This is a genomic window from Microbacterium testaceum StLB037, from assembly GCF_000202635.1.
In the GTDB taxonomy this organism is placed as follows: Bacteria; Actinomycetota; Actinomycetes; order Actinomycetales; family Microbacteriaceae; genus Microbacterium; species Microbacterium testaceum_F.
The window spans coordinates 3968776-3982034 of sequence record NC_015125.1 but is presented as its reverse complement, the minus strand read 5'-3'; the positions used below and the strand labels follow the sequence as shown (position 1 = coordinate 3982034).

Sequence of the window (13259 nt, the reverse complement as noted above, 5' to 3'; positions counted from 1 at the left end):
CGACGGAACGGTGGGTCCGCACGGCGCCGAGGTCAATGCCTAGATGCGATGTCGGCAGGAACGACTAGCGTCGGAGATGACGTGAGGGAGGTCGCGGGTGGACGATGCCGACGAGCGCACCGTGATGGATGACGAGACGATCGCTGCGGAGCAGACGGAGATCAGTTACGACGAGCAGCGCTATCCGGCGCGACCGCGGCGTCTGCGTCCGCGGGACCAGTTCCGCGGTGGCACGCTTCGTCGTTTTCTGACGGACCCCCGGAACGCGAACGGCGGCAACCCGTCGTACGTGGAATGGCTCGTGCGCCAGTCGATGCTCAAGGACGCGGACGTTCTGAGCCGCCAACTCTCGGGCCAGCCGTCGATGTGGCGCAATCCGTACGCGCGCCCGGACGCGCGGCGTGCGATCGAGTCCACCGATGTGTGGTTCACCGCCTACCCGATCTCGCTGATCACGCGGCCCGGCGAGTCGTTCTTGGATGCGCTCGGCGACGAGACGCTCTGGGAGGCCTTCGAATGGGTCGGGATCAACGGCATCCACACCGGGCCTGTCAAGCGCGCCGGTGGGATCACGGGCTGGCAGGAGACGCCGAGCGTCGATGGCCACTTCGACCGCATCAGCACCCAGATCGACCCGGACTTCGGTGACGAGAACGCCTTCCGACGGGTAGCCGACGTCGCGGACGCGCACGGGGGGAGCGTCATCGACGACATCGTCCCCGGCCACACGGGGAAGGGCGCGGACTTCCGTCTCGCGGAGATGGCGTACAAGGACTATCCCGGGATCTACCACATGGTCGAGATCCCGCGCGAGGACTGGGGTCTGCTCCCCGAGGTCCCTTCGGGCCGGGACTCCGTGAATCTCGACGCGGACACCGAGCGCGAACTCAGCGCGCGGGGGTACATCATCGGCGAGCTTCAGCGCGTCATCTTCTACACGCCGGGGGTGAAGGAGACGAACTGGAGCGCGACGGCACCGGTCGTCGGCACCGACGGCATGGAACGCCGCTGGGTCTACCTCCATTACTTCAAGGAGGGGCAGCCCTCCATCAACTGGCTCGACCCGACGTTCGCCGGCATGCGCTTGGTCATCGGGGATGCCTTGCACTCGCTCGGCGATCTCGGAACGAGCGCTCTCCGGCTCGACGCCAATGGCTTCCTCGGCGTGGAGAAGAGCGCCGAGGGTCTCCCGGCGTGGTCGGAGGGACACCCCCTCTCGCACGCGGCCAACCACATCATCGCGGGCATGGTGCGAAAGGTCGGCGGCTTCACGTTCCAGGAGCTCAACCTCACGATCGAGGACATCCGCGACACGGCTGCGGTCGGAGCCGACCTGTCCTATGACTTCGTCACGCGGCCGGGGTATCACCACGCCCTGGCGACGGCCAACACCGAGTTCCTGCGGCTCGCCCTCACGACCTCGCTCGAGATCGGCGTGGAGCCCGCGCAGTTGGTGCACGGGATGCAGAACCACGATGAGCTGACATACGAGCTTGTGCACTGGGCGACGACCCACCACGACACGGTGTACCCCTTCCGTCACGGCGAGGCCACCGGAGCCGAGATCGCCGAGACGGTGCGGGCGGAGCTCACCGAGAAACTCACCGTCGACGCGGATTACAACCTGGTCTTCACGCAGAACGGCATCGCCTGCACGACGGCCTCTCTGATCGCGGCGACGCAGGGACGGGCGACCCTGGCGGACATCACCGAGGCGGACGCACCCGCGATCCGCGACGCCCACCTGCTTCTCGCGAAGTACAACTCCTGGCAGCCGGGCGTCTTCGCCCTGTCCGGCTGGGATCTCACGGGCTCGCTGACCGTGCCCGTCGACGACGTGCGGCACCTGATCGCCTCGGGTGACACCCGCTGGATCGAGCGCGGCGCACACGATCTCCTCGACGTGGCTCCGGATGCCAACGGCTCCGCCTCCGGAATGCCTCGGGCCCGTTCGCTGTACGGGTCGTTGACGGCTCAGCAGAACGACCCCTCGTCGTTCCTGTCCGGGCTTCGGGACGTGCTCAGGATCCGGACGGACAACGCCATCGCCGTGGCATCCCAGGTCGACATCCCCCAGGTCGGACACCCCAGCATGCTGGTCATGGTGCACCGCCTCGACGGGGGAGACCGTCGTCGCGAGGACGCTCCGCTGCAGCTCACCGTCCTGAACTTCTCGGGGGAGACGATCGAGGGTACCGTGCGGTCGGAGTGGCTGGTGCCGCAGAGCACCGCGGTCGACGCGGCCACCGGAGACGTCGTGGGCCGCGTGGACGAGCTGCAGAGCTTCGCCCTCGAGCTCGGTCCGTACGCGGGTCTCTTCCTGGTGATGGAGGATGCCGTCGCGGAGTGACCCGCGATGTCGGAGGCGGCGTCTACGGTGTGCTCATGGCATCCACCGTCTGCGTCGTCTCCGGGTGCGTCTCACCGGTGGAGGCGGACGCGCCCCTCGCCCTGTGCGACTGGCACTACTCCGTCGCGGCGGACTGGGCGGGGACTCACGACGGTGTCACGGACGTTCTTCCTTCGCCCTGCGCCCTGTGCGGAGCCCGCCTGGGGGTACGTTGGCCGAGCGGGTGGCTCTGCGCCGTGTGCGAGTGGCGGGTCGGTGATCCCGTCGACGGAGAGCTTCCTCCGCCGAGGGTCGATGTCGTGTACTACCTCCGGTTCGAGGACCGGGTCAAGATCGGGACGACGGCGCAGCCACGGCAGCGGCTGCAAGCCCTGTGGCATGACGAACTCCTCGCTTTCGAGCGAGGCGATCGCCTCGTGGAGCGTCGACGACATGAGCAGTTCGCCGAGGAGCGGTTCGCGCGAACGGAGTGGTTCCGACTGAGTGACACGCTTGCGATGCACGTCGAGGCCCTGCGAGCCGGTATCGAGGATCCCTGGCAGCAGTTCGCACGATGGACGAGCGAAGCGATCGCCCGGCGGGTCGGCTGAGAGCGCTCTCCAAAAGTCGCCGCGCCGAGGCAGGGGGCGCGCTCGGCCTATGCTCGCGCTATGGTCAGGGCCATGCCGGGCTTGTCACTCACGGAGCGACTCGGGATTCACCGAAGCATCCTCTCGAATCAGGCGCTGCTGCTCGCCGCGACTCTGCTGCTCGTGGTCTCGGCATCCTTGCTCGGTCAAGTGCGGAATGCGCCCCTCTTCACCGTCAGCGTCACGGTCATCTTCGGCGGCGCGGTCTTCGCGATCCTGGCACCGTGGAGGGCACTGCCGGCCTGGGCGTTGGGACTCGTCCCGGTCATCGACATGGTCGCGATCGCCGTCTTGCGCGAGAGCGCTCCTCTCGCCGGCGTCGGGCTGCTGTGGGCTTTCCCCGCGATCTGGATCGGCTCGACCTTCGGCGTCGGCGGCGTGGTCGCCGTGCTGGTCGGAGTGTCTGCGATCGTCACGTTCCAGCTCGTGCACGATGCCGAACAGCGCCTCACGTCCTCGACGTTCGTGCTGCCCTTCACCGTCGTGGCGCTGTCGGCCCTCGCGCACACGACGGCACGCCGGGCGCGCGCGCAACGCGCCCTGTTGGAGAAGCAGTCCGCCGATCTGCGTCGCTCCGCTGACCGCGCGCGGCGGCAGGAGGATCTCGTCACCGAGGTGCTGGATGCCGTCGACTTCGGCGTCATCCGGGTCACGCCTGAGGGGGACCTCGCCGTCACGAACGAAGCTCACGCACGCCTTCAGGCCACCGTCGACGTTCTCGGTGCGCCCATCGCGGCCTACGCGGCGGATGGCACCACCCCGGTGCCGGCCGAGGCCACCCCGCTGTCGCGGGCCAGGGCCGGGGAGCTGTTCGAGGGGGAACTCGTCTGGTTCGGCGCCCCCGGGGAGGACCGCCGGGCGCTCAGCGTCACGGCTCGGCGGCTTCCGTCGGGGTCGGATGCGGATCCCGGCACGATCGTCGTCTCCCGCGACGTGACGGCCGAAGAGCAGGCGCTCCGCGCACGCGACGACCTCGTCGCCAGCGTGTCGCACGAGCTTCGCACGCCGCTGACGTCGATCATCGGCTACCTCGACCTCGCCCTCGACGACCCCGCGATCATCGCCGAGACCCGCGAACGACTCGAAGTGGCCGAGCGCAATGCGACCCGTCTGCGCGAACTCGTCTCCGACATCCTCTCGATGTCCGCCGCGTCGCGCCACGGCGCGGAGTTCGATCTCGTCCCCACCGACACCGACATCGCGGCGATCGTCCGGGCAGCGATCGAGTCCCAGCAACCGCGGGCGGCCGATCACGGCATCCGGATCGATTCCTCCGGCCTGCGCGACGGCTCCGCCCACGTCGACCCGCGGCGTCTTCGGCAGGTGGTCGACAACCTCATCTCGAACGCCATCAAGTACAACGTCCGGGGCGGCACCGTCACGGTCGCGGTGGACGTCAGCGAGACCGCGGTGCAGATCGCTGTCGCCGACGACGGGCCGGGCATCTCGCGCACCGAGCAGGGGCGGGTCTTCGACCGCTTCTTCCGCGGAGACGCGGTGCGCAACTCGTCGACGCACGGCAGCGGCCTGGGGCTGGCGATCAGCCGGGACATCGTCCGCGCGCACGGCGGCGAGATCACGGTGAGCTCGGCGCTCGGCACCGGGGCCACCTTCATCGTGCGCCTGCCGCGGACTCAGGGGAGCACCCCGTGACGCTCGACTCGGTGAGCCTGCAGGTCGCGGCGCTTCTGGTCATCCTCGTATCGACGACGATGTACGTGCTCGACACCCTGATGCTCAAGGACGGCGTGGCGGGCCGCTATTGGTCGGGGGCCTATCTCAGCGGGTGCCTGTCTGCGCTCTGCTACCTCATCGGCCTCGTGCTCCCGGACGCCTTCGTCGCCGTCGCGATCGGCAACGGCGTGTTCGTCGGGGCGACGGGCTTCATCTGGCTCGGCTGCGCCGCGTTCAACGGTCGCGCGATGCGGGTGCCCCTGATCGTCTGGGGCGTCGCCGTGCTGGCGATCATCGTCGCCGCTCTCGCGGCGGGGCCGGAGGGCGGCCCCTGGGCCGGTGCCGTGCCGTTCTTCCTCGGGAACGCCCTGTTCGCGACCCTCGGTGCGATCGAGACGCGGCGCGGCGTCGTGCGCGGACGGTGGAGCGCTGCGGGACTCACCGTGATCCTCGCGATCGAGTCGGTGTGGTTCACGGCGCGCGCCGTCGTGTTCGTCACGCTCGGCCCCGAGAGCGAACTCTTCCGCGCCGCGTTCGACACGCGCATCGCCTCGCTCCTGACCCTCGTCCTCGTGGTGGCTGCGGTCGTCGTGACCTCGACGCTGAGGTCGAGCGACACGGCGTCCCGGGTGAACTCGGCCGCGAAGAACCTGACGGTGGACGGCGACGGCATCCTGTTCCGCGATTCGTTCCGCGGTGCGCTCAGCATCCTGCTGCCGCGCGCGGAGTCGGCGGGGGAGGACCCGTGCGTGATCTGCCTGCGGATCGACGATCTCCGTCGGGTGTCCATGGCGTTCGGTCCCGAAGAAGCGGACGCCATCCTCCGCACCTTCCGTGCGGCGGCGAGGCGTCACGCGCCCACGATGGCCCTCGTCGGCGAGACGGACACCACGGGTGTCACGGTGGCCTTCGTCACGACGAGCGTGACCGATGTCCGCCGCGTCGCGCGGTCTCTCCGCGATCGGGTCGTGGCGGACGTCTCGGCCCTGGGAACGTCCGTGGCCCCCGTCGTGGGAGCCGGCCTGGCCCTGGCCAGTCAGGTGGGGTTCGACGCGGAGCGGCTCATCGGATCCGCGGATGCCGCGGCCGCCGAGGCGGTGCTGACGGGAGAGCTCCCCGGCGGACTCGCCTGACGCTCACTCGCCGCCGAGGAGCAACCGGACGCGTTCGCGGAGTTCGCGCGGCCGGAACGGCTTGGTGAGGTAGTCGTCCGCGCCCGCATCGCGTCCGGCGCGCTCCTCGGTCTCGTCCGCACGGGCACTGACCATGAGAATGCGCGTGTCGCTGAATGCCCGGATGCGGCGGGCCGTCTCGAACCCGTCGATGCCGGGCATGCTGACGTCGAGCGTCGTGACCGCCGGTTCGTACCGAGCGACCAGGTCGATCCCCTCCAGGCCTCCGGATGCCGCGTGCACGACGTAACCGGCCTGCTCGAGCACCGCGATGATCAGGGATCGGATGTCCGCGTCGTCTTCGACGATGACCGCGACGTTCGGGTTGGGCATGATCAGACTTCCGCGGGGATTCGAGAAAGCCAGAGCGCGGCTCTCTTGAATGGTAAACCACCGGCCGCGCCCGCGAGGTGTGTGGCATCCTCGTCGGGTGCCCCTTCTCGCTCTCACCGGCGGTATCGCGTCGGGAAAGTCCACCGTCGCGGCGATGCTCCGTGACCGCGGTGCCGTCGTCGTGGACGCTGACGCGATCGTCCGCGAGGTGCAGTCCCCGGGATCACCCGTGCTGGACGCGATCGCGCGGGAGTTCGGCGCGGAGGTGATCGCTCCCGACGGCAATCTGGATCGGCAGGCTCTCGGAGCGCGGGTGTTCGGCCACCCCGAGCGCCTCGCCGCCCTGAACGCTCTCGTGCATCCGGCGGTCCGGGAGGAGTCGGAGCGGCGGTTTCGGGCGGCCCTCGGGGCTGATCCCGCCGCGGTCGTCGTCTATGACGTGCCTCTGCTCGCCGAGGCCCGCGGCGGGGACGCGTGGGATCTCGTCGTGGTCGCGCACGCACCGGCGGACCTCCGGGTCCGGCGTCTGGTCGAGAACCGGGGGATGAGCGAGAGCGATGCCCGCGCGCGGATCGGGTCGCAGGCGTCGGATGAGGAACGACTCGCCCTGGCCGACGTGGTGATCGACACGGCCACCGAGTTGGACGACACCCGGCGCCAGGTCGACGACCTGTGGGAGCGGGTGGCGCCCGCGCGCTGACCTCGGCGTTCGTGGTGGGCGAACGCAACCCGACCCCGATGTCGGAGCCCCCGCCTACGCTGGAATCATGCAGGCCACGCGATCCGTTCGTCCCTTCGAGGTCATCAGCGAGTACAGCCCCTCCGGCGACCAGCCGCAGGCGATCGCCGACCTCGCCGCGCGCATCAATGCCGGCGAGACCGACGTCGTGCTCCTCGGTGCGACCGGAACCGGTAAGTCCGCGACGACCGCGTGGCTCGTGGAGCAGGTGCAGCGTCCGACGCTCGTGCTCGCGCACAACAAGACGTTGGCGGCGCAGCTGGCGAACGAGTTCCGCGAGCTCTTGCCGAACAACGCCGTCGAGTACTTCGTCTCGTACTACGACTATTACCAGCCCGAGGCGTACGTGCCGCAGACGGACACCTTCATCGAGAAGGACTCCTCGATCAACGCGGAGGTCGAGCGGCTGCGCCACTCGACGACGAACTCGCTGCTCTCGCGTCGCGATGTCGTCGTGGTGTCGACCGTCTCGTGCATCTACGGTCTCGGCGCCCCGGAAGAGTACCTGCGCGCGATGGTCGCTCTGCAGGTGGGGGAGCGGTACGACCGGGATGCCCTCATCCGCAAGTTCATCTCGATGCAGTACAACCGCAACGACGTCGACTTCTCCCGCGGCAACTTCCGTGTGCGGGGCGACACGATCGAGATCATCCCGGTGTACGAGGAGTACGCGATCCGCATCGAGATGTTCGGTGACGAGATCGAGGCGCTGTACACGTTGCATCCGCTCACGGGAGACGTGATCGAGAAGATGGATTCCGTCCCGATCTTCCCCGCCTCGCACTACGTCGCCGGGACCGAGACGGTCCAGCGCGCGATCGGCACGATCGAGCACGAGCTCGAACACCGCCTGAAAGAGTTCGAGTCCCAGGGCAAGCTTCTCGAAGCCCAGCGCCTGCGGATGCGAACGACTTTCGACCTCGAGATGCTGCAGCAGCTCGGCTTCTGCTCCGGCATCGAGAACTATTCGCGCCACATGGACGGTCGGGTGGCCGGCGAGCCCCCGCACACGCTGCTCGACTTCTTCCCCGACGACTTCCTGCTCGTGATCGACGAGTCGCACGTGACGGTCCCGCAGATCGGCGCCATGTACGAGGGCGACGCCTCGCGCAAGCGCACGCTCGTCGAGCACGGCTTCCGCCTTCCGAGCGCGATGGACAACCGGCCCCTGCGCTGGGACGAGTTCAAAGAGCGCATCGGGCAGACCGTGTACCTCTCGGCGACGCCGGGACGATACGAGATGGGCATCGCGGACGGGGTGGTCGAGCAGATCATCCGCCCGACCGGGCTGGTCGATCCCGAGATCATCGTGAAGCCGTCGAAGGGGCAGATCGACGACCTGCTCGAGGAGATCCGCGTTCGCGTGGAGCGCGACGAGCGCGTTCTCGTCACGACCCTGACGAAGAAGATGGCGGAGGAGCTCACCGACTTCCTCGGCGAACACGGCGTCCGCGTCCGGTATCTGCACTCGGACGTCGACACCCTTCGCCGCGTGGAGTTGCTCACCGAGCTGCGGGCGGGCGTCTACGACGTGCTCGTCGGCATCAACCTTCTGCGAGAGGGTCTGGACCTTCCCGAGGTCTCGCTCGTGGCGATCCTGGATGCCGACAAGGAGGGGTTCCTCCGCAGCGGGACGTCGCTCATCCAGACGATCGGTCGTGCGGCTCGAAACGTGTCCGGCGAGGTGCACATGTACGCCGACAAGATCACCGATTCCATGCGCAACGCGATCGACGAGACCGAGCGCCGTCGCGAGAAGCAGGTGGCCTACAACAAAGAGCACGGCATCGACCCGCAGCCGCTGCGGAAGAAGATCGCCGACATCACCGAAGTGCTGAACCGCGAGGCGACCGACACCAAGAAGCTGCTCGCCCGCAACGACAAGGCGGGCAAGGGCAAGTCTCCGACGCCGCAGCTGCGTCGGACGGGGATCGCCGCCGAGGGCGCCGACCAGCTCGAGTCGACGATCGCCGATCTCACCCAACAGATGCTGGCCGCGGCGGCCGAGCTGAAATTCGAGCTTGCGGGGCGTCTCCGTGACGAGGTGCAGGATCTCAAGAAGGAACTGCGTGCGATGGAGCGGGCCGGGCACGCCTGAGCTCGAGGCGGTCAGGGATGCGACAACGAATCACTCTCGTCACGCTCGGCGTCGGCGAGCTCGAGCGCGCCATCGCCTTCTACTCGGCACTCGGATGGCGCCCCCACCCGACCTCGGTCGAGGGCGAGGTGGCGTTCTTCGACGTCGGCGGCATGGTCCTCGCCCTGTGGGATCGGAGGAAGCTGGCCGAGGATTCCGGGGTCGAAGATGCCGGGGGATGGGGCGGAGTCACTCTCGCCCATAATGTGGGCGACGCACACGAGGTCGACGCGCTGCTGGAGCAGGCGGTCGCGGCGGGCGCGACGCTCGCACGTGGGGGAGCGTCGACGCCGTGGGGCGGCTACTCGGGCGTGTTCATCGATCCGGACGGGCACCCCTGGGAGGTCGCCGTCAACCCCGGATGGCCTCTGGATGCCGAGGGTCGACCGCAGCTCTGAGGAGCGGATCCGCGCGCGGGCTCAGGGGCAGTGCAGGAGGGGTTTGGGCCCCGAGCGGTCGACGCTGTGCTCCGACATGGCGTGACCGCACAGGGGGCACGGTCGGCCGGTGCGCACCGGTTCCGGGGTCGTTTCGTACGGTCCCACGGATGCGGGACCCGCGACGCGGATCAGTCGCGTGTTGACGTACTGGTACCAGCCGCCGGCCTCGCGGACCCGGTCGCGCAGCGGCGGCCGATCGGCATCCCTTCGTGTCATGATTATTAGTGTACTAACTATTTGAGAGGAAGGGGCGCATGGACGATCTGCTCAAGTTGGAGAACCAGGTGTGCTTCGCCCTGGTCACGGCGGCGCGCAATGTCGTGTCGATCTATCGCCCCGTGCTCGAACCGTTGGGGCTGACCCATCCTCAGTACCTCGTGATGCTGGCGCTGTGGGAGGAGGCCCCGCGTTCGCTCGGCGCTCTGGCGTCCGAGCTCGCCATGGAGCCGGCCACCCTGTCTCCGCTCGTGAAGCGACTCGAAGCGCAGGGTCGAGTGGTGCGCACGCGCCGCGCGGACGACGAGCGCGTGCTCGACATCGCTTTGACCGAAGAGGGCGCTGCTCTGCGCGCGGCGGCGCTAGAGGTGCCCGGGAAGATCATGGCCCGCGTCGGAATCGATGAGGACGCCCTGGTCGCTCTGCGCGACGGCCTCGCCCCGTTCGCGGGCCCTCCTCGCGCCTGAGTCCCGTCGAGAGGGCTGCCCCGCGAGGGGTGAGATGTCCCGGCGAGCGTGTGGACCGGGTGAGAACCCTCGCACATCCGTGCGCCGGCGGCGAACCCGGGGCCGATGTCGGAGGCCCCACCTAGACTTAACAGGTGCCCATCGTTCCCGTCGTTCCCGCCCCTTCTTCGGCCCCTTCCGGCTCCAGCGGCAAGCTGAGTGTCCGTGGCGCTCGCGTCCACAACCTGAAGGACGTCGACCTCGACATCCCCCGTGATTCGCTCGTCGTCTTCACGGGTCTGTCGGGCTCGGGCAAGTCGAGCCTCGCGTTCGACACGATCTTCGCCGAGGGCCAGCGCCGGTATGTCGAGTCGCTGAGCGCGTACGCCCGTCAGTTCCTCGGGCAGGTCGATCGCCCGGATGTCGACTTCATCGAGGGCCTGAGCCCCGCGGTCTCGATCGACCAGAAGTCCACCAACCGCAACCCCCGGTCGACGGTCGGCACGATCACCGAGATCCACGACTACATGCGTCTGCTGTGGGCGCGTATCGGCGTGCCGCACTGCCCCGATTGCGGGGCGCGCATCCAGCGGCAGACCGTGCAGCAGATCGCCGACCAGCTCATGGAGCTGCCGGAGCGGACGCGGTACCAGATCGTCGCTCCCGTCGTCACGCAGAAGAAGGGCGAGTTCGTCGATCTGTTCAAGGAGCTGAGCGCGAAGGGCTACGCGCGCGCGGTCGTGGACGGCGAGCTCGTCCAGCTGTCCGAGCCGCCCACACTGAAGAAGAGCTACAAGCACGACATCGCCGTGGTGGTCGACCGGCTCGTGGCATCCGGTGACAACCTCAGCCGCGTGACCGACTCGGTCGAGACCGCCATGGGACTCGCCGGCGGCATCATGCAGGTCAACTACGTCGACGAAGAGGGCGACGACGCCTGGCAGTCGTTCTCCGAGAAGCTCGCCTGCCCCAACGGTCACCCGTTGCAGCTGACCGAGATCGAGCCGCGCACGTTCTCGTTCAACGCCCCCTTCGGCGCCTGCCCCGTCTGCTCGGGCCTCGGCACCCGGATGTCGGTCGACGTCGACCTGATGCTCGGCGACGAAGAGCTGTCCATCCGCGACGGGGCGATCCTGCCGTGGACCACTCAGGGCAAAGGCCTGTTCCAGTACTACGAGCGCCTGCTCGAGGGGCTCTCGCGCGACCTCGGCTTCTCGCTCGACACCCCCTGGAAAGACCTGCCCCACGACGTGCAGCAGGCGGTGCTGCGCGGCGAGAACTACAAGGTCACGGTCAAGTGGAAGAACCGCTACGGCCGCGAGATGCGGTACTCCTCGGGCTTCGAGGGCGTCGTGCCCTACATCGAGCGGCAGTACCTGCAGGCCGAGTCCGACGCGCAGCGTCAGCGCTGGTCGGAGTACCTCCGCGAGGTCCCGTGCGCCGTCTGCGACGGCGATCGTCTGAAGCCCGAAGTGCTCGCGGTGCTGGTCGACAACACCTCGATCGCGGCCGCCTCGCGCATGAGCCTCGCCGATGCGCGAGAGTTCTTCTCGCAGCTCACCCTCACCGACCGCGAGGCGACCATCGCCGCGGCCGTGCTGCGTGAGATCCGCGCCCGGCTCGACTTCCTCCTGCAGGTCGGTCTGAACTACCTGAGCCTCGGTCGCGCCGCCGGCACCCTGTCGGGAGGCGAGGCGCAGCGCATCCGACTCGCCACACAGATCGGTTCGGGGCTGACGGGCGTGCTGTACGTCCTCGACGAACCGTCGATCGGTCTGCACCAGCGCGACAACCGTCGTCTCATCCAGACGCTCGAGACCCTGCGCGACCTCGGCAACACGCTCATCGTCGTCGAGCACGACGAGGAGACCATCCACGCGGCCGACTGGGTGGTCGACATCGGCCCGCGCGCCGGCGTCGACGGCGGAAACGTCGTCCACTCCGGGCCGCTCGCCGAGCTGCTCGAGGACGAACGTTCGCTGACGGGTGCCTACCTCTCGGGCCGGCGCGCGATCGAGGCGCCGAAGAAGCGCCGCAAGATCGACAAGAAGCGTCAGGTCACGGTCGTGGGCGCGCGTGAGAACAACCTGCAGAACGTCACGGTCGACTTCCCGCTCGGCGTGCTGACGTCGGTGACCGGCGTGAGCGGTTCGGGCAAATCGACGCTGGTGAACGGCATCCTGTACGAAGTCCTCGCCTCCAAGCTCAACGGCGCACGGCGCGTGCCCGGCAAGCACACGCGCGTCACGGGTCTCGACAACCTCGACAAGGTCGTGCACGTCGACCAGGCGCCGATCGGACGCACGCCGCGCTCCAACCCGGCGACCTACACCGGGGTGTTCGACCGCATCCGCAGCCTCTTCGCCGAGACGCCCGAGGCGAAGGTGCGCGGCTACCAGGCCGGACGCTTCAGCTTCAACGTCAAGGGCGGGCGCTGCGAAGCGTGCTCGGGCGACGGCACGCTCAAGATCGAGATGAACTTCCTGCCCGACGTGTACGTCGACTGCGAGGTCTGCCACGGCAAGCGGTACAACCGCGACACCCTCTCGGTGCACTACAAGGGCAAGAACATCGCCGAAGTGCTCGAGATGCCGATCTCGGAGGCCGCGGAGTTCTTCGAGCCGATCCAGGCGATCCACCGTTACCTCAAGACCCTCGTGGACGTGGGCCTCGGCTACGTGCGCCTCGGTCAGTCGGCCACGACGCTCTCGGGCGGCGAGGCGCAGCGCGTCAAGCTCGCGACCGAGCTCCAGCGCCGCAGCAACGGCCGCTCCATCTACGTGCTCGACGAGCCGACGACGGGTCTGCACTTCGAAGACGTCTCGCTGCTGCTCAAGGTGCTGAACGGTCTGGTCGACAAGGGCAACACCGTCATCGTCATCGAGCACAACCTCGACGTGATCAAGAGCTCGGACTGGGTCATCGACCTCGGACCCGAGGGCGGCTCGGGCGGCGGCACGATCGTCGCCACCGGGACGCCCGAGCAGGTCGCCAAGGTGGAGGCGAGCCACACCGGCGCCTTCCTGGCCGAGCTCCTCGAGACCGGTCGCACCGGGACGCAGCGCAACACGGCTGAGGTCGACGCCGTCCGAGAGCCGGAGCTGGCCGGCCAGGGGGTCTGAG

The 13259-nt window shown here is 68.5% G+C and carries 11 protein-coding genes; 9 read left to right on the top strand and 2 right to left on the bottom strand.

All coding sequences use genetic code 11. From position 1 onward, the window contains the following. The first annotated feature begins 97 nt into the window (after window positions 1-97). The 4 genes from treS (at window position 98) to MTES_RS18225 (ending at window position 5786) form a co-directional block, all read left to right on the top strand. A complete protein-coding gene (treS, locus tag MTES_RS18240) occupies window positions 98-2350 on the top strand; it encodes a maltose alpha-D-glucosyltransferase (protein WP_013586762.1) in 2253 nt (750 codons plus the stop codon). A 35-nt stretch (window positions 2351-2385) separates the two neighbouring features. Further along, a complete protein-coding gene (locus MTES_RS18235) occupies window positions 2386-2940 on the top strand; it encodes a GIY-YIG nuclease family protein (RefSeq protein WP_043363302.1) in 555 nt (184 codons plus the stop codon). 72 nt (window positions 2941-3012) lie between these two features. Further along, window positions 3013-4632, top strand: coding sequence for a sensor histidine kinase (locus tag MTES_RS18230; RefSeq protein WP_013586760.1), 1620 nt, complete (start codon window positions 3013-3015; stop codon window positions 4630-4632). Next, the gene (locus MTES_RS18225) at window positions 4629-5786 is read left to right on the top strand and encodes a diguanylate cyclase domain-containing protein (RefSeq protein ID WP_013586759.1); all 1158 of its coding nucleotides are present in this window, start codon (window positions 4629-4631) and stop codon (window positions 5784-5786) included. Before MTES_RS18230 ends, MTES_RS18225 begins: the two co-directional genes overlap by 4 nt. Before the next feature lie 3 nt (window positions 5787-5789). Here MTES_RS18225 and MTES_RS18220 read toward each other — a convergent pair whose 3' ends face one another. Continuing rightward, complete coding sequence (locus MTES_RS18220; protein ID WP_013586758.1) at window positions 5790-6158, bottom strand: response regulator transcription factor; 369 nt, start codon at window positions 6156-6158, stop codon at window positions 5790-5792. A gap of 97 nt (window positions 6159-6255) precedes the next feature. Here MTES_RS18220 and coaE point away from each other — a divergent pair, with 97 nt between their 5' ends. The 3 genes from coaE to MTES_RS18205 all read left to right on the top strand — a co-directional run bounded on the left by coaE (window position 6256) and on the right by MTES_RS18205 (window position 9432). Continuing rightward, window positions 6256-6858 (top strand): dephospho-CoA kinase, encoded by a 603-nt coding sequence (coaE, locus tag MTES_RS18215; protein ID WP_013586757.1) that lies wholly within the window; start codon window positions 6256-6258, stop codon window positions 6856-6858. A 67-nt stretch (window positions 6859-6925) separates the two neighbouring features. After that, the gene (gene uvrB, locus MTES_RS18210; RefSeq protein ID WP_013586756.1) at window positions 6926-8995 is read left to right on the top strand and encodes an excinuclease ABC subunit UvrB; all 2070 of its coding nucleotides are present in this window, start codon (window positions 6926-6928) and stop codon (window positions 8993-8995) included. A 17-nt stretch (window positions 8996-9012) separates the two neighbouring features. Then, window positions 9013-9432: a VOC family protein gene (locus MTES_RS18205; RefSeq protein WP_013586755.1), complete on the top strand. Its 420-nt coding sequence runs from the start codon at window positions 9013-9015 to the stop codon at window positions 9430-9432. Between the two features lie 21 nt (window positions 9433-9453). On the opposite strand, the gene MTES_RS19010 is transcribed toward MTES_RS18205, so the two are convergent. Further along, a complete protein-coding gene (locus tag MTES_RS19010) occupies window positions 9454-9690 on the bottom strand; it encodes a hypothetical protein (RefSeq protein WP_013586754.1) in 237 nt (78 codons plus the stop codon). A gap of 38 nt (window positions 9691-9728) precedes the next feature. On the opposite strand from MTES_RS19010, the gene MTES_RS18200 reads away from it, so the two are divergent. Together MTES_RS18200 and uvrA are read left to right on the top strand one after the other, a co-directional pair. Beyond that, on the top strand, window positions 9729-10157 hold the full coding sequence (locus MTES_RS18200; protein WP_013586753.1) for a MarR family winged helix-turn-helix transcriptional regulator: 429 nt from the start codon (window positions 9729-9731) through the stop codon (window positions 10155-10157). A 134-nt stretch (window positions 10158-10291) separates the two neighbouring features. Beyond that, window positions 10292-13258, top strand: a complete 2967-nt coding sequence (uvrA, locus tag MTES_RS18195) for an excinuclease ABC subunit UvrA (protein WP_013586752.1) — start codon at window positions 10292-10294, stop codon at window positions 13256-13258. Window position 13259 lies beyond the last annotated feature (1 nt).